Source organism: Edaphobacter sp. (genome assembly GCF_035763405.1).
In the GTDB taxonomy this organism is placed as follows: domain Bacteria; phylum Acidobacteriota; class Terriglobia; order Terriglobales; family Acidobacteriaceae; genus Edaphobacter.
Map to the genome: position 1 here is coordinate 1 of NZ_DASUBE010000146.1, position 16329 is coordinate 16329.

At 60.6% G+C, this 16329-nt stretch carries 11 protein-coding genes; 9 read left to right on the top strand and 2 right to left on the bottom strand.

Features of this window, described 5'->3' with window-relative positions; genetic code table 11:
* Positions 1-9: 9 nt before the first annotated feature.
* Positions 10-387: a DUF3592 domain-containing protein gene (locus VFU66_RS13755; RefSeq protein ID WP_326446837.1), complete on the bottom strand. Its 378-nt coding sequence runs from the start codon at positions 385-387 to the stop codon at positions 10-12.
* A 414-nt stretch (positions 388-801) separates the two neighbouring features.
* Here VFU66_RS13755 and dnaE point away from each other — a divergent pair, with 414 nt between their 5' ends.
* The 9 genes from dnaE to VFU66_RS13800 all read left to right on the top strand — a co-directional run bounded on the left by dnaE (position 802) and on the right by VFU66_RS13800 (position 13946).
* Positions 802-4335: a DNA polymerase III subunit alpha gene (gene dnaE / locus VFU66_RS13760; RefSeq protein ID WP_326446838.1), complete on the top strand. Its 3534-nt coding sequence runs from the start codon at positions 802-804 to the stop codon at positions 4333-4335.
* A gap of 141 nt (positions 4336-4476) precedes the next feature.
* Positions 4477-5334, top strand: a complete 858-nt coding sequence (locus VFU66_RS13765) for an acetyl-CoA carboxylase carboxyltransferase subunit alpha (RefSeq protein WP_326446839.1) — start codon at positions 4477-4479, stop codon at positions 5332-5334.
* 69 nt (positions 5335-5403) lie between these two features.
* Complete coding sequence (locus tag VFU66_RS13770) at positions 5404-6393, top strand: CPBP family intramembrane glutamic endopeptidase (RefSeq protein ID WP_326446840.1); 990 nt, start codon at positions 5404-5406, stop codon at positions 6391-6393.
* Between the two features lie 214 nt (positions 6394-6607).
* Positions 6608-7765, top strand: coding sequence for a hypothetical protein (locus tag VFU66_RS13775; RefSeq protein WP_326446841.1), 1158 nt, complete (start codon positions 6608-6610; stop codon positions 7763-7765).
* 143 nt (positions 7766-7908) lie between these two features.
* Positions 7909-8088 (top strand): Rcat domain-containing protein, encoded by a 180-nt coding sequence (locus VFU66_RS13780; protein ID WP_326446842.1) that lies wholly within the window; start codon positions 7909-7911, stop codon positions 8086-8088.
* A gap of 207 nt (positions 8089-8295) precedes the next feature.
* Complete coding sequence (locus tag VFU66_RS13785) at positions 8296-9192, top strand: dimethylarginine dimethylaminohydrolase family protein (RefSeq protein ID WP_326446843.1); 897 nt, start codon at positions 8296-8298, stop codon at positions 9190-9192.
* Between the two features lie 221 nt (positions 9193-9413).
* The gene (locus VFU66_RS13790; RefSeq protein ID WP_326446844.1) at positions 9414-10718 is read left to right on the top strand and encodes an aspartate aminotransferase family protein; all 1305 of its coding nucleotides are present in this window, start codon (positions 9414-9416) and stop codon (positions 10716-10718) included.
* A gap of 108 nt (positions 10719-10826) precedes the next feature.
* The gene (locus VFU66_RS13795) at positions 10827-11873 is read left to right on the top strand and encodes a lysylphosphatidylglycerol synthase transmembrane domain-containing protein (RefSeq protein ID WP_326446845.1); all 1047 of its coding nucleotides are present in this window, start codon (positions 10827-10829) and stop codon (positions 11871-11873) included.
* Between the two features lie 60 nt (positions 11874-11933).
* Positions 11934-13946: an arginine--tRNA ligase gene (locus VFU66_RS13800; protein ID WP_326446846.1), complete on the top strand. Its 2013-nt coding sequence runs from the start codon at positions 11934-11936 to the stop codon at positions 13944-13946.
* Positions 13947-14750: 804 nt separating this feature from the next.
* On the opposite strand, the gene VFU66_RS13805 is transcribed toward VFU66_RS13800, so the two are convergent.
* Positions 14751-16295, bottom strand: a complete 1545-nt coding sequence (locus tag VFU66_RS13805) for a leucyl aminopeptidase (RefSeq protein ID WP_326446847.1) — start codon at positions 16293-16295, stop codon at positions 14751-14753.
* Positions 16296-16329 lie beyond the last annotated feature (34 nt).

The window sequence follows — 16329 nt, forward strand, 5'->3', positions numbered from 1 at the left end:
CGGCTCGATTCAGGCGCCGGTGGAGATGCTGAAGGGGAAGTTCTGGGTGTTGTCTTCGGGGAGAGCGATGTTGGAGTCGGGGTTTTGGGGGTTGTAGCGGACGTTGACCGGCGGGGTGCCTTTGGCGAGCGTTTCGGATTGGTGGACGCCCATGGCGATGCTGCGGAAGTAGCCGCCGTAGTACTCGCCGTTGACGCTGAAGTGGAAGCGGGCTTCGATCTGGTTCGGAGTTGCGCCGGTGAGCTCGCTCTCGTCGGCGGGCTTGACCTCCCAGTGGTTGACTTCGCCGGTGGCGGTGGGCCAGGAGCGGGCCTGCGCGATCAGCCTTCGCATGGCCCGGCGGTGGAGCTGGGTGCGGATGAAGTCTAAGGTGAAGAGGCTGCTCATGTCGGTGAACATTTTAGTGCAGGTTTCGATGGAGATGCCTGTGGGTGGTGAAAAAGCGGGTTCCTCCGCTGCGCTGCGGAATGGAAATGCGAAGAGAACAGGCAGTGGCAAAAGCTGGCTGGGCCAGGGTATGCGTTCCCACCCATCGCAAAGAGCGCGATGGATGGGGCACCTGGGAAGAGCAACGGCAAATGCAAAGGCAAGAGCAACGGCAAATGCAAAGGCAAGAGCAACGGCAAACGCAGATTCGCTTCGGGAATGACAAATAAGAGAGGCAAGAACAAAGGCAAGAGCAACGGCAAGAGCAACGGCAAACGCAGATTCGCTTCGGGAATGGCAAGCAAGAAAGGCTAAAAGCCGGCAGTTCATTTCGTACCACGTTTTCCTCTGCGCGTGCGGTTCTACACTGAGGGTATGGCGGCTGAGTTTACCCATCTCCATCTTCATTCGGATTATTCGCTGCTGGACGGCGCCTGCGATGTGGACAAGCTGGCGGCGCACGTCAGCAAGATTGGCCAGACGGCGGCGGCCATTACCGACCACGGGAATATCTTTGGGGCGGTCCACTTCTTCGATGCCATGCAGAAGAAGAATGTGAAACCGATTCTGGGGTGCGAGCTTTACATCTCGAAGACTGCGGACCACCGTGAACTGGCTGATGGGTACAACCACTTTCTGGTGCTGGCGGAGAACGAGGAAGGCTATCGCAATCTGGTGCGGCTGACGAGCGAGGCGGCGCTGCATGGGTTCTATCGCAAGCCGAGGGTCTCGAAGGATTTTCTGGCAAAGCATACGGAGGGGCTGATTGGTTTTTCCGGGTGTCTGGCGGGTGAGTTGAATCAGCACCTGATGGAAGGGAAGTACGAAGAGGCGAAGAAGACAGCGGGCTTCTATCAGGACATGTTCGGCAAGGGCAACTACTTTCTGGAGATTCAGGACCATGGGCTGAAGCCGGACAAGGGTGTCTGCGACGCGTTGTTCAAGCTGGAGCGCGAGCTGGATATTCCGCTGATTGCCACCAACGACAGCCACTATGTGGCGAATGATGACAGCAGGGCGCACGAGATTCTGCTGTGCGTGCAGACGGCGGGGTCGATGAACGACCCGAACCGCTTCAAGTTCGACACGCAGGAGTTCTACATCAAGACGGCGGAGGAGATGCACCGGACGTTTGCCGGGCACGAAGAGGTGTGCACGCGGACGATGCAGTTTGTGGACCGCTGCAACCTGAAGATGTCGAAGGTGAAGGACCCGTTCCCGGTGTTCGACGTGCCGGAGGGCGAGACGCTGGAGAGCTACTTTGAGCGCGTGTGCCGCGAGGGACTGAAGAAGCGGCTCGATACGGCGGTGGCGCATCTGCGCGAACGGGGGTTGCTGCGCAAGTCGATTGAGGACTATCACGCGCGGCTGGAGCGCGAGCTTGCGTGCATCAAGCAGATGAAGTTTCCCGGCTACTTCATGATTGTGTGGGACTTCATCCGGTACGCGAAGGAGCACAACATTCCTGTGGGGCCTGGGCGTGGCTCGGCGGCGGGGTCGCTGGTGGCGTATGTGATGGAGATTACGGACATCGACCCGCTACAGAACGAGCTGCTGTTTGAGCGGTTTCTGAATCCGGAGCGCGTGTCGATGCCTGATATCGACATCGACTTCTGCATGAACCGCCGCGGGGAGGTGATTGAGTACGTCAAGCGCAAGTATGGCGCCGATCAGGTTGCGCAGATCATCACGTTCAATACGATGGCGGCGAAGGCGGCGATCAAGGACGTAGGCCGCGCGCTCGACATGCCGTATGGCGAGGTGGACCGGATTGCGAAGATGATTCCGGCGACAATCGGCATCACGATTGAGCAGGCGATGAAGGACTCGCCGATGCTGGCGACGGCGTATGAGGGCGACGCGCGCGTGAAGGAAGTGATCGACGCGGCGATGCGGTTGGAGGGGCTGATTCGCGGGGCGGGTGTTCATGCCGCGGGCGTGGTGATTGCGCCGCAGCCGCTGACGGAGCTGGTGCCGGTGACGCGCACCAAGGATGAGGCGGTGGTGACGGCGTATGACATGAAGGCCGTCGAGAAGATGGGTCTGCTGAAGATGGACTTTCTCGGGCTGACGACGCTGACGGTCATTGATGACTGCCTGAAGCTGATCAACCGGAACCGCGGCGAGGCCGCGGGCGTCGAACTGGATTTGGCTACGGTGCCGCTGGACGATGCGAAGACCTATGAGCAGGTGTTTCATCGCGCGCTGACCTCGGGCGTGTTTCAGTTTGAGTCGGGTGGAATGCGCGATGTGTTGCGGCGGTATAAGCCGACGACGGTTGAAGACCTGACGGCTTTGAATGCGCTGTATCGTCCGGGACCGATTCAGGGCGGCATGATTGATGACTTCATCGAGCGCAAGTGGGGGCGGCGCGCGGTTGAATACATGTTCCCGGAGCTGGAGCCGATTCTGAGGGAGACGCTGGGCGTGATTGTGTATCAGGAGCAGGTGATGCAGATCAGCTCGGTGATTGGGGGCTACTCGCTGGGCGGCGCGGACCTGCTGCGGCGCGCGATGGGCAAGAAAGATCCGGCCGAGATGGCGAAGCAGCGCGATACCTTCATGGCCGGTGCGGTCCAGAAGGGATTTGCCAAGGACAAGGCCGGGGCGCTGTTTGATTTGATGGAGCAGTTTGCGGGGTATGGGTTCAACAAGTCGCACTCGGCGGCCTATGCGCTGCTGGCGTATCACACGGCGTGGCTGAAGACGCACTATCCGGTGGAGTTTATGGCGGCGCTGCTGACGAGCGAAACGTCGAAGCCGGAGAACGTGGTGAAGTACATCTCGGAGTGCCGCGAGATGAATATCCAGGTCGTGCCGCCGAATGTGCAGGTCTCGTTTGCGAACTTCACGCCGGTTGGCGATGCGATTGGGTTTGGGCTGGCTGCGATTAAGAACGTGGGCCACAACGCGATTGAGTCGATCATTGCCGCGCGGGCGGCGCTGCACGCGGCAGGGAAGCAGGGCTTCAGCAGCCTGTGGGAGTTCTGCGAGAAGGTCGATCTGCGGCTGATGAATAAGCGCGTCATCGAGTCGCTGATTAAGGCGGGAGCGATGGACGGCTTTGGCGGTCGCGGACAACTGAGCGCCGCGCTCGACAAGGCGATGGAGCGTGCGCAGAAGGCGCAGAAGGATGAAGCCGCCGGGCAGAGTGGACTGTTTGGCATCTTTGACGACGCGGGCGCGGGAGCGGGCAAGCAGGACGAGGCGCTGCCAAGTGTCGCGGACTGGGACGAGCACACGCGATTGCAGCATGAAAAAGAGGTGCTCGGGTTTTTCGTCTCGGGGCACCCGATGGACAAGTACCGCGAGAAGCTGCGGAACCTGAAAGTGGTCGATACGGCGACGGCTTGCGAGATGAAGCCGGAGCCGCAGACATTCCGTCGGCGCGGAGAAGAGCCGCAGAATGAGATTCAGATTGCCGGTGTGATTACGGGGCTCAAAGTGGCGAAGTCGAAGCGGTCGGGCGAGCTGTATGCGCAGGCCGCGCTTGAAGACACGAGCGGCAAGATCGAGTTGATTGTGTTTCCGCAGAGCTACGAGAAGCTGGCCGAAAAGTTGAAGATCGATGTGCCGGTGTTGGTGCGCGGCGTGCTGCGCGGTGAAGAGGATTCCGCGCCGAAGTTGGCTGTGTCGAGCATTCAGGCGCTCGAAGACGTGAAGGTGAAGCTGCCGGATGCTCTGCGTATCAAGGTGCCGCTGCATAGTCCGGACACGGCATTGCTGGAGAAGCTGCACGCGATTCTGGTGGCTGCTCCGGGCAAAGGCAAGCTGCTGCTTGACCTTGAGGAGCCGGGCGAGTTCTGCGCGGTGCTTGAACCGCATGGCGTGACGGTCGCGGCGGATCGGCTGTTTATCGACAGAGTGGAAGAACTGGTTGGCAGGGGCGGCGTTCGCGTGATGGACTAAGCGGCCTGGAGCGGGCACTAACGGCAGGGGCAAAGAAAAAACACAGAGATTCTTCGCTACGCTCAGAATGACCGGCGTAAAAAGTCACGGGCTCTTAGAATGCCGGTACAATCGTAGAAGTAATAGCGATACCCGATTATCATGGCAGAACACGAAGCAGGCAGACACACCCATACCCAGCACGTGCAGGAACCGCCTCCAGAGGCTTGGGTCAAGACGGAGCTGGCCAGGCACCCGCAGCGTCCTTACCCGATGGACTTCATCGACGCACTGTTCACCGACTTCAGCGAGATCCACGGCGACCGCGCCTTTGGCGACGATGCAGCGATGTCCTGCGGCATGGCGTACTTTCACGGCGAACCGGTGATGGTCATCGGCAACCTGAAGGGGCGAACGCTGAAGGAGCGGGTCGCGCGGAAGTTCGGCAGCCCGGACCCTGAGGGCTATCGCAAGGCATTGCGTGCGATGAAGATCGCGGAAAAGTTTAAACGGCCCATCTTTACGTTTATTGATCTTGCGGGTGCGAACCCGGGGATCGGCGCTGAGGAACGCGGACAGGGCGAGGCGATTGCGCGCAACCTGATCGAGATGTCGCGTCTGCGCGTGCCGACGATTGCGACTATTACGGGCGAGGGCGGCTCGGGCGGTGCGCTGGCGCTGGCTGTCGCTGACCGCGTGCTGATGCTGGAGAATGCGATTTATTCGGTGATCTCGCCTGAGGGCTGCGCCTCCATCATGTGGAAGGACGCAGCGAAGAAGCAGCAGGCGGCGGCGGCGCTGAAGTACACGGCGACGAGTGTGCGGCAGCTTGGCTGCGTGGATGATGTGCTGCCGGAGCCGGACGGCGGCTCGCAGGACGACCCGGCGCAGGCGATGGCGATTGTGGATGAGAAGCTCCGTTATCACCTGGGCGAATTACGCGCCTTGTCGCTCGACGATCTGCTGGAGCGGCGGTACCGGAAGTTCCGCAATATCGCGCAGTTTTACACCACCGCTTAGGCGCGCAGCCTGATGGAGTAGCAACCGTTGCCGGCGTTCGATTTGACACCTGAGGGCCGTTCCAAGCGCATGCTTCAGCTTGCGCTCTTTATCGCGTCCATCGCGTGGATTCTCGCGGCCCAGGCACTGGCGGCGCGCGCGGCCAGAGGAATCGCGCTGGCCCTCAATCTGGGGGCGGAGCGGTTTCTGCTGAGCGCGGTTTTTTTTCTTTTTTTGCTCTGGCTGGGGTTTTCCATTCTTCAGGCGATTTCGCTGGGGCCGGTACCGGCGCGCGAACTGCTTGGCCTGCCGAAGCGCCCTACCGCGCGCAGAGAGTGGACGCTGGGCGCGGCTATCGGCTGGGGAGCCATGGTGTTGGCGGTGCTGCCGATGGCGCTTGCCCACACGCTCCATGTCCGGTTCTGGACGGAGCCGCGCGCGTTCGAGCTGGCCTTCATCAATGTGCTGACGTTGGCCGTTGCGGCGCTGGCCGAGGAGGTTGCGTTCCGGGGCTATCCCTTCCGGCGGCTGATTGAGGCGGCCGGGCCGGTGAAGGCAACGATCTTGATGGCGATTTTTTTCGGGATGCTGCACATGTTCAATCCTGATGCCAACTGGATCAGCGTGCTGATTACTATTCTTGCAGGCGTGCTCCTCTCGATTGCATGGCTGCGCACGCATGGGCTGTGGATGGCGTGGGGGCTGCACTTTGCCTGGAACGCGAGCATGGCTGTGCTGTTCGGGCTTCCGGTCAGCGGCCTTGCGAACTTCTCGACCGTGGTGCAGACGCGGGCCATTGGGCGCGACTGGCTGACGGGCGGCGACTACGGGCCGGAGGCTGCGATTCTGACCGGCGTTGTCCTGCTGGTTGCGATTGCGGTGCTCGTCCGCGTCACGCGCGACTATGCGTGGCATTACACGTACACCCCTGCTGTGCCGGGGGGCTATCCGCTGGAGGCCAAGCCGCCTGCCGCCCATGCGGCGATGGAGCAGGCTCAGCAGGCGCGGCCTGCTCCGCTGGTTCAGATATTGCCGGCTACGCCGCAGAGTCCTCCGGCTGGTGAGAATACGAAGGGGTAGTCTGGCGCGGCTGATGGGTGTCAGGCGGGTGGCTGAAGGGGATGCGGAAAAGCCCCTTCATTTTGCTGGAGTTTTCGCAGGGCTAAAGCTCTGCGCTCCCACCGAAAAGCACAACGCGGCGTTTTTCCGCAGCGGGCTCGGCCAACCGGTGGGTTGCTGCGCTTGTCAAAAGAGAAGAGAAGGCGCAAGCTTTTTGTAGATGTGAGGTGCTCGTATGGCACTGAGCAGATACGGATGGGCACTGATTGCGGGTTTGCTGGCGCTGAGCGCGGCTGCGGCGGGCGCGCAGGTTTTCGTTGTCGGTGAACAGACAGCAACGAACGGCATCTCAACCACCTTTAAGCCGACTAATGTTCCTCTTCCCACCGACAAATTGACGGAGCGCGGCAGGCGCGATCTGGTGCGGAATCTCGAGGACGAGCAGGGTTTCGCGCACATGGCGCTGCCCATCAGCCCGGCGCTGATGCTCAAGGCCAACGGGCCGCTTTCGCCGGGGCCGGCTGAGTATCTGAAGCTGATCTATACCAAAGGTCAGGCCGCAGGACCGGGCGACCGCGTCATCATTACGTCTCTCGAATTCAAAGGCGACCGCATTGTGATGGACCTGAACGGCGGCCCATTTCTGAAGCACCGTTTTCTGCGCCACATTCAACTGAACGACAATGATGTGGTTGCGAACACGATGGAGACGGCGACCGGCTCGCGGATTACGCTTGTCTTTCCCGGGCCGATTCCGGAGATCTCCGCGCCTGAGGTGAAGTCTCTGCTTGCGCCGGTGATCGACTTCGGCGTGAAGACCTCGCAGCAGGCCTACGCGGACACGCTGCCTACGCTGGTTCGTACCTCGATCAACGAACACCAGGTGCTGGTGGGGATGAACCGCAAGATGGTGCTGGCCTCCGTGGGCGAGCCGGAGAATAAAGTCCGCGAGCACGAGGACAATGACCCGAACAAGCCGCTCTACGAGGACTGGATTTACGGCCATGTGCCGCAGACGGTCCGCTTCGTGCGCTTCGAGGGCGACCGCGTGATCCGGGTCGAGATCGCCGCGCTGGGCAAGCCGCTGGAAGTCCACGACACTGACGAGATGGGCGGATTCAATCCGCCTCCGCAGACGCGTCAGATTTCGATGGGTGACGAGGCGCCGGGAACAGGGACAAAAGCTCCGCCGACGCTGCGCAAACCCGGCGAGCCGGTTCCGGCTGGCAGCCAGGGCAAGGTGCAGTTTCCTGACGCGCGGCCGATTCCGGCGCCTCCGAGCGAACATCCGGATACCATCCCTTCGCCGCAGACGTTTCCTCAGCCGATTCCCCAGCCGATTCCTCAGGGGATTCCTCAGGGTGGGCAGCAGCCCGGTCCGCGTCAGCAATAGCAGGTTCGTGTAAACTCTTTACAGGGCCTCAATCGCAGTTCTTCTCTCACCGGTCGTTGCCGTGGCGTGTCCCGGACCATCCAACTTGAGAAGTTTCGCGCTGTGCGCGGGCCGACACATCTGCATCAGGGAGAGCAAGCATTATGGCAAAGATTGCCAAGACCGGCGACCGCAAGAAGGTCATGGATACCAACAAGAGCACCGACTGTCCGAAGTGCTCGAAACCGACACGCATCGTCAAGCGCGTGAAAGACCGCGAGCGCGGCGTTCCGGGCGGAGTCTACATCTCGTGCTCGGCGTGCGATTTCTTCGAGAAGCTGTAAGCAGCTCAGGCGATTGTTTGATCTGAATGAAAGAGGCCCATTGCGGGCCTCTTTTTACGTCCTCGCACCTTGTGGAGTTAGTTTGTCAACTGTATTCCAAATGTGGTAGGGCGAACCAAAGTTGTACAAAAAATCATCAATGCCGGACTTGACGAAGGTCTGTTGGGAGGGTCAGACTCTACAGCGGAAAGTAGGAAAACGGCTTTTATGAATACCACCTGCAGTACAGCTTCCTTCCCCGCTTCAACCTTTACCGCCTTGCCCCATTTCGACAAACCAACCTACCTGATGTGCCCTCCAGAGTGGTACGACGTGAACTACGTCATCAACCCGTGGATGGCCGGGAACCTGCATCGGCCTGCGCGCGATGTGGTCTTTGCCCAATGGAAAGACCTGTACCAGCACCTGCAGAAGATCGCGGACGTGCGGCTGCTTCCGGCGCGGAAGGGGTCGCCCGATATGGTCTTCGTGGCCCATGCGGCGCTGGTGCAGCATGGCGTGGCGGCCATTGCCAGCTTTGCCCATAAACAGCGCGAGCCAGAGGAGGAGCATCTGCGTAAGTGGTTGCAGGATGCGGGTTTCCTGCTGTGGGAGACGCCGCGCGAGACCTCGTTCGAGGGCGAAGGCGATGCCATCTTCGACGAACACGGCGACCACCTGTGGGCTGCCCACGGCGTGCGGACCTGCAAGCAGAGCCACAAGCATGTCGCTGATGCGTGGCACGTCGGCGTGACCTCGCTGCATCTGGTCGATCCGAGGTTCTTCCACCTGGATATGTGCTTTCAGCCGCTGAGCGGTGGACAGGTGCTGTACTTCCCCGAGGCGTTCGACGCGGCTTCAAACAAGAAGATTGAGGCGGCGTATCCCGCCGATAAACGGATTGCTGTCAGCGAGTTGGAGGCAACTCAGTTTGCCTGCAACCTGATCAATGTGGGGGACAACATCATCATGGGGCGGGTCGAAACAGACCTCGCGCAGCGGTTGAGAAGGTTTGGCTACAGCGTTGTTGAGACAAACCTTAGCGAGTTTCAACGTGGCGGCGGGTCAGCCAAGGCGCTGGCTCTGCGGCTGAGCGATACCAGCATCGCCGCAGTCGCTGTTTAATTCAAACAGGAACGAAAGAGCTGAGTCCCGGGTCTCAAGGCCCGGGATCGCTTGTTTAACGCATTTTCCATCCAGGTGAGCCCGGCACAGCCGATGCGAGGCGCAGATTCCCTTCTGGAATGACGCAAAGGGGAATGACAGGCTGAGCGGCGAGCAGCACACCTTCATCCCCAGGAAAAATCGTATAGTTGTTTTCGGACCGGCAATGGAGAAACGGCGTTATGGATCGACAGGAAATCAATCGCAAACAGAAGCAGTTCATCTATCCCGCTGTCGCCACCTATTTTAGCGAGCCCTTGCCGCTCGAACGCGGCCAGATGCAGTACATCTGGGACGTGGAGGGCAAGCGGTATCTCGATTTCTTCGGAGGCATCGTGACGGTAGGCGTGGGTCATGCCAACCCGCGCGTCACCGGGCCGATGAAGGCGCAGATCGACAAGCTCCAGCACACCTCGACGCTCTATCCGCACCAGACCGCGGTCGAGCTCGCGGAAAAGATTGCGCAGATTACGCCGGGCCGTCTTGAGAAGAGCTTCTTCACGTCTTCGGGCAGCGAGGCCAACGAGACCGCCATCGACTCGGCGCGCCAGCACACCGGCAACCTCGAAATCATTGCGCTGCGCCACGCCTACAGCGGCCGCTCGGCCATGACACGCTCGCTGACCGGCATCAGCTCGTGGCGCAAGGTGTCGTATCAGATTGGCATCGTCCACGCGATGAACCCCTATTGTTATCGTTGCCCGCTCGGCAAGACCTACCCGAGTTGCGAGGTGGCCTGCGCGCAGGACATTGAGGCTGTTATTCAGTCGAGCACGAGCGGAGCCATCGCGGGCATGATCGCGGAGCCGATTCAAGGCGTCGGCGGCTTCATCACGCCGCCCAGGGAGTACTTCAAAATCGCCTTCCGCATCGTGAAGCAGTATGGCGGAGACTTCATCGCTGACGAGGTGCAGACCGGCTGGGGACGCACCGGCAAGAAGTGGTTTGGCATCGAGCACTGGGAGGTCGAGCCTGACATTCTGACGGCGGCGAAGAGCCTTGGCAATGGGCATCCCATTGGCCTGACCGTCGCTACGCCCGAGGTGGCCGACGCCTACAAGGGCCCGACGATCGCTACGTTCGGCGGCAACCCGGTCACGTGCGTTGCGGCGAAGGCTGTCATTGATTTGATCGAAGAAGATGATCTGCGCAGCAACTGCGATGTCGTTGGCGCGTATCTGCGCGAGCGGCTGCTGGAACTTCAAGAGCGTCATCCCATCATCGGCGACGTGCGCGGCATGGGATTGATGCAGGCGCTTGAACTGGTCAAGGACCCGAAGACCAAGGAGCCTGCGCCGGAAGCTGCCAACGCGATGCTCGAAGCCGCGCGCGAGAACGGACTGCTGATCGGAAAGGGCGGGATGTTCAACAACGTGCTGCGCATGTCTCCGCCGATGAACATCGGAAAGGCGGACGTGGACGAAGCGTTCCGGATGCTGGATAAGAGTTTTGCCGCCGTCACCGGTCAGGTGCTTACAGCTTCGTAACGGCTGAGCTGCGCCGTTCAGCAGATACAATCGAAGACGTATGTTTCTGCACCGCGATTTCTATCAGCACGCAACGGCACACAGGTCTTCTTGCGGGATGGTGCGCGCATGAGCACGTCTGCCAGCACACCGGGCCAGGCATCAGGCCGCGATGCAGGCAAGAGCGGCCGCAACCTTCTCAAAGCGGTCCCCGGCGTCCTGATCAGCCTCTTCTTTCTCTGGTACACCTTCAAGGGCATCTCCTATGAGGAGATGCGCGGGCTGCGCCTGGCGCATCCGGTCTGGATTCTCGGCGTACTCGGATTTACGCTGGCAGGCTACACGTTGCGCTGCGTGCGCTGGACCACGATGATGCGCCCCACCGGCGCGCGATTCTCTGCCTGCGCCCGCGTGCTGATGGTTTCGCTTGCGGCCAACAACATTCTGCCGCTGCGCATCGGCGACATTATGCGCGTGTTCACCTACGCGGACGACCTGGGCGCGTCGCCTTCGGTCATTCTCAGCACCGTGATTCTGGAGAAGTTGCTCGACATCTTCACGCTGGTGGTGCTCTTTGCCGCGACGATGAGCAGCATTGCGACGCATCGGCTGCATGTGATTGTTTACGTGTCGCTGGCGGTGTCGGCACTCGGGCTGCTCGTGCTGCTGCTTGGGGCGCGTGCTCTTCAGCCGCATGTTTCCCGGCTCTTTCAGAGGTATGGGAAAAACCCGAAGCTGGCGAAGGCGGAGCACTGGGTGATGCTGGCGCTCGATGCAGTCGCACGCATCGGCATTGCGGGCTCGCTGCTGCTGCTGGCGCAATCGGCGGTCATCTGGTTCTGCGAAGGCATGATCTATCTGGCCAGCATCAACCTGGTGGGTATTCGCGGGGACCATGTCAGCGCGTGGCTTGCTGTCTCGTTTGCCAATTTGTCGTATCTCATTCCAAGCTCGCCCGGGTCCATCGGCCCCTTTGAGCTTGCGGTGAAGACGGCGCTGGTCAGTCACGGAGCGGCCGCTCCGCAGGCTGCCGTCTTCAGTCTCGCGCTGCATGTCTGGCTGCTGGTCTCGATCACAGGCGCGGGCGGCGTCATCTTCCTCGTCCACCGCATCAGGACACACAATCACAGACCGCTGCTGGAAGAGATTGAGACGCTGCCCGCGGAGATGCCGTAGCCTGCTGCTACTGCTCGCGTAAACTGAATCCAGTCTAAGAACGAACGGTGAAACTGAAGCATGTATCGCACAATTCAACAGTCTCTGCTGGCCCGCATTCAGGCCATCCTTCAGGCAAAGTATGGCGTCGAGCTGACCAATCTCGCGGTGGAGCAGCCGCCCAGCGTCGCGCTCGGTGAGCTGGCGCTGCCTGTGGCGTTCGAGCTGGCGAAGCGCCTGCGCAAGGCTCCGCGTGCGATTGCCGGGGAGCTTGCGGCTGAACTGGCTGCGTCTTTGCCTGATGGCGTCACCGGAGTCGAAGTGGCGGGCGCGGGCTATCTGAATGTTCGCCTTGATCGCGCTGCGGCTGCGCGAAACATCGCTGCCGATCGGCATGCTGACATCGGCGGGCCGGGCTTTCGTCTGGTCGAGCACACGAGCATCAATCCGAACAAGGCCGCGCACATCGGGCACCTGCGCAATGCGATTCTGGGCGACACCTTTCAGCGGCTTCTGCGGCGTGACAGCTACAAGTCCGGCTTCGAGGTCGGGGTGCAGAACTACATCGACAACACCGGAGTGCAGGTGGCGGATGTTGTCGTGGGGCTGGTCCATCTCGAAGGTAAAAATTTAGAGAGTACGCGCGCGCGGCTGGCCGAACTCGCGGCGAAGAATGAGCGCATCGACTTTTACTGCTGGGACCTCTACGCTCGCGTCTCGCAGTGGTACACGGCTGATGCGGCGCAGGCTGCGGCGCGGAAGCAGATTCGTCTCGACACGCTTCATGCTCTGGAGGCCGGAGGGAATGAGACGGCTGAGATGGCTGAGCTGATCTCGACTGCCGTGCTTCGCCGTCATCTGGAGACGATGGAGCGGCTGGGCATCGAGTATGACTTTTTGCCGCGTGAGAGTGAGATTCTCTCGCTTCACTTCTGGGACGCGGCGCGGACGCTGATGATCGAGAAGGGTGTGCTCTACGAAGAGACTGAGGGCAAGAACAAGGGCTGCTGGGTGATGCGGCGCGCTGGCGCCGATGCCGAGCAGGGAGCGGACGGGCCGGATGAAGATGCGAAGGTCATCGTTCGCTCGAATGGGACGGTTACTTACGTCGGTAAGGACATTGCTTACCATCTGTGGAAGTTCGGGCTGCTGCCGGGCAAGGACTTCGGTTATGAGCGGTTTCGTGAGTATCCGAGTCACACATGCTGGGTCTCGACTGCGGACACGAGCAGGCACGAGCGGCCTACGTTTGGGCACGCGGACGCGATCTACAACGTCATTGACTCGCGGCAGAACGATCCGCAGACGCAGGTGATTCAGGCGCTGCGAGGGATGGGATTTACTGAGGCCGCGGACCACTACACTCACTTCAGCTACGAGATGGTGGCGCTGACGCCGCGCTGCGCGCTCGACATGGGCTACGAGGTCTCGGAGGAGGACCGCAAGCGGGCGTATATCGAAGTCAGCGGGCGGAAGGGCTTTGGGGTGAAGGCGGACGACCTGCTCGACAAGCTGATTGCCGCGGCGAAGGCGGAGGTGGACGAGCGGCATCCGGAGCTGACGGACGCTGAGCGGGAGACGATTGCGAGGCAGATCGGCGTCGGGGCGCTGCGTTACTTTATGCTGCGCTTTACACGGAATACGGTGATCGCGTTCGACTTCAAGGACGCGCTCAGCTTCGAGGGTGAGACGGGGCCTTATGTTCAGTACGCGATCGTCCGGGCGGCGAACATCCTGCGCAAGGCCGGGGCGACGGAGGCTGAGGTGGTGGCGGCGTTCGCGGCGATTCCGGGCGACGCGCTGGGGGCGATTCTGACGAGCGAGGAGGGGAGCAGTCTGTGGGAGACGTGGCTGCTGGCCTCGAAGCTCTCGCTGGTCATCGAGCAGTGTCTGACGACCTCCGAGCCTGCTTACCTGGCGAAGTATGCGTTTCAGCTCGCGCAGCAGTTCAACAATTTTTATCATCGGCATCATGTTCTGCATGAGACCGACCCGACGCGGAAGGCGTTTCTGCTGGCCACGTCGGTGGTGGCTCAGCGGGAGATGATTCGGGCGCTTGGCTTCCTGGGGATTGAAGCTCCTTCGGTGATGTAGTCCCTCCCCCCCATACTTAATTGCTAAATTCCTTTGAACAAAGGGGTTACGGCTAAAATACTTTGGATAAAGGGGTTATGGGTAAGTTGTTGAATGCAAATGGGTTAAGTGGTGATTCCTGTTTATCGAATTGGGTTTAAAGTTCTCCGGTAGTTTGTGCGGAACGGCCCAGGGCTAAAGAGGGTGATGAAAAAGTGTCTCGCCGGGAAGAAGGCGTACCTCAGCGGCTAAAGCCGCGTTGATTTTGCAGCGTGAGCGGCACGGCTGAAGCCGTGCCCTTAAGCCAAACTGACTTTTTCAGCACCCTCTAAAGCCCCTTGGTTTTACTGGGATTTTCGCAGGGCTGAAGCCATGCGCTCCCACCGAAAAGCACAAAGCGTGCATTTTTCCGCAGCGTGTTTCAGCCTTTGAGTTTGCTGGGCTGGCAAGCCAGGGCGGTTTGGGTCTTGTTGTGATAGTCGAGTTGGAGGGTGTGGTCTCCCATCCTTTGTGCAAAAGACGCACACAGGATGGTCTGATTAAGTATCGGGTGGCCATGGAATGAATTGGCGCGGAAAAGAAATGCGGGGATTCTTCGCTGCGCTCAGAATGACGTGTCGAAATGCGCTCAGAATGACGTGTCGAAATGCGTTCAGAATGACGTGTTGAAATGCGTTCAGAATGACGGGTTGAAATGCGTTCAGAATGACGGGTTGAACATTGGAGACTTAATTCAGAGGGTTCTTAAAAGCAACAAGTCCGGCGGTTTGCCGGACTCGTTTTGCTTTTTCCTACTGATTTAAGTCTATCAGGGGTGTCAAGGGGTTATGCGTTGTAGCTTCGGACCCACTCGATGATGGAGCGGACGGCGATGCCGCTGGGGCCGTAGGGGAGCCAGGGTTTGGATTCCTCGTTCCAGGCACAGCCGGCGATGTCGAGATGAAGCCATGGGGTGTCGCCGACGAACTCCTTGAGGAGCATGGCTGCGTTGGTCGCTCCGCCGTAGCGGGTTTTGCCGGTGTTCATCATGTCGGCGATCTGGCTCTTGATCTGGTCTTTGTAGTCGTCGGTGCAGGGGAGACGCCAGAACTTTTCGCCTGAGGTTTTGAGGCCGGATTCGAATTGGGCGCAGGTGGCATCGTCGTTGGAGAAGAGGCCGGCGTTGAGCATGCCGAGTGCGACGACGCAGGCCCCGGTGAGGGTGGCGGCGTTGATGAGGTGGGTGCAGCCGAGGGTCCTGGCGTAGTGGAGCCCGTCGGAGAGGACGAGACGGCCTTCGGCGTCGGTGTTGACGATCTCGATGGTCTTGCCGGACATGGTGGTGACGACGTCGCCGGGCTTGAAGGCTCCGCCGTCGGGCATGTTCTCGGCCGAGCAGACGACGCCGATGACCTTGACCTTTGGCTTGAGTTGGGCGATGGCTTGCATCGCGCCGATCATGGCTGCGGCGCCGGCCATGTCGTACTTCATTTTTTCCATGCCTTCGGCGGGTTTGATGGAGATGCCGCCGGTGTCGAAGGTGATGCCTTTGCCGACCAGGCCGAGGACGGGAGCGTCTTTGGCCGCGCCGCCTTCGGGCTCGTAGGTCATGACGATGAGGGCTGGGGGTTCGGCGGAACCTTTGGCGACCGCCCAGAATGCGCCCATCTTCAGATCGTTGAGCTTTGCGGTGGAATGGACTTCGCAGGCGAGGCCCATCTCTTTGGACATCGCAGCAGCGCGGCGGCCGAGTTCGGTGGGCGTGAGGACATTGCCGGGCTCGTTGACGAGGGAGCGGGTGAAGTTTTGCGCGCGGGCGACGACGAGGCCGAGGTCGAAGCCCTGCTGCATGTCGGTGCGGACGTTGTTTTCCGGTTCGTTTGCGACGATGGTCAGGGTGTGGACGGAGCGGTCTTTGCGGTCGCTGCGGTAGGTGTCGTAGTCCACTTCGCCGACTTCGGCTCCTTCGGCGAGGGCGCGTGCGATGAGCGCGGCAGGAAGATCGTCTACGTGCTCGTCGGAGAGGGCGCGGTCTTCGGGGAAGGCGATGGCGACGTCGCGCACACCGAGCGGTTTGGCAGCGCGCACGGCGGTTCCCGCGGCTTTGCGCATTTCATCGGAGGAGAGCGTTTTGGCTTTGCCGAGGCCGACGAGGAGCAGGCGCACGGCTTTGAGGCCGGATGGGGAGTGGAGCAGGAGCGTCTCGCCCAGGCCTGCCTTGAAGTCGCCCGAGGCGAGTACGTTTGCGGCCGCCTTTGCGATGGGGTCGGAGGTGTTGAGCAGTACCGGTATGGGGTCTGCATCCTTGTTGGCGGCAATATCGACGGCAAATACGGCAAGCATCGGCGTGTTGAGGGTCGCCGCGTCCTGGAAGAGGAGTTTCGTGTCCATGGTTTTTATCGTAGCGCGAGACGCGGTGTTTCCG

Coding starts and splice junctions, on each gene's coding strand:
- VFU66_RS13755 (WP_326446837.1), bottom strand. CDS start 387: ATGAGCAGCCTCTTCACCTTAGACTTCATCCGCACCCAGCTCCACCGC.
- dnaE (WP_326446838.1), top strand. CDS start 802: ATGGCGGCTGAGTTTACCCATCTCCATCTTCATTCGGATTATTCGCTG.
- VFU66_RS13765 (WP_326446839.1), top strand. CDS start 4,477: ATGGCAGAACACGAAGCAGGCAGACACACCCATACCCAGCACGTGCAG.
- VFU66_RS13770 (WP_326446840.1), top strand. CDS start 5,404: ATGCTTCAGCTTGCGCTCTTTATCGCGTCCATCGCGTGGATTCTCGCG.
- VFU66_RS13775 (WP_326446841.1), top strand. CDS start 6,608: ATGGCACTGAGCAGATACGGATGGGCACTGATTGCGGGTTTGCTGGCG.
- VFU66_RS13780 (WP_326446842.1), top strand. CDS start 7,909: ATGGCAAAGATTGCCAAGACCGGCGACCGCAAGAAGGTCATGGATACC.
- VFU66_RS13785 (WP_326446843.1), top strand. CDS start 8,296: ATGAATACCACCTGCAGTACAGCTTCCTTCCCCGCTTCAACCTTTACC.
- VFU66_RS13790 (WP_326446844.1), top strand. CDS start 9,414: ATGGATCGACAGGAAATCAATCGCAAACAGAAGCAGTTCATCTATCCC.
- VFU66_RS13795 (WP_326446845.1), top strand. CDS start 10,827: ATGAGCACGTCTGCCAGCACACCGGGCCAGGCATCAGGCCGCGATGCA.
- VFU66_RS13800 (WP_326446846.1), top strand. CDS start 11,934: ATGTATCGCACAATTCAACAGTCTCTGCTGGCCCGCATTCAGGCCATC.
- VFU66_RS13805 (WP_326446847.1), bottom strand. CDS start 16,295: ATGGACACGAAACTCCTCTTCCAGGACGCGGCGACCCTCAACACGCCG.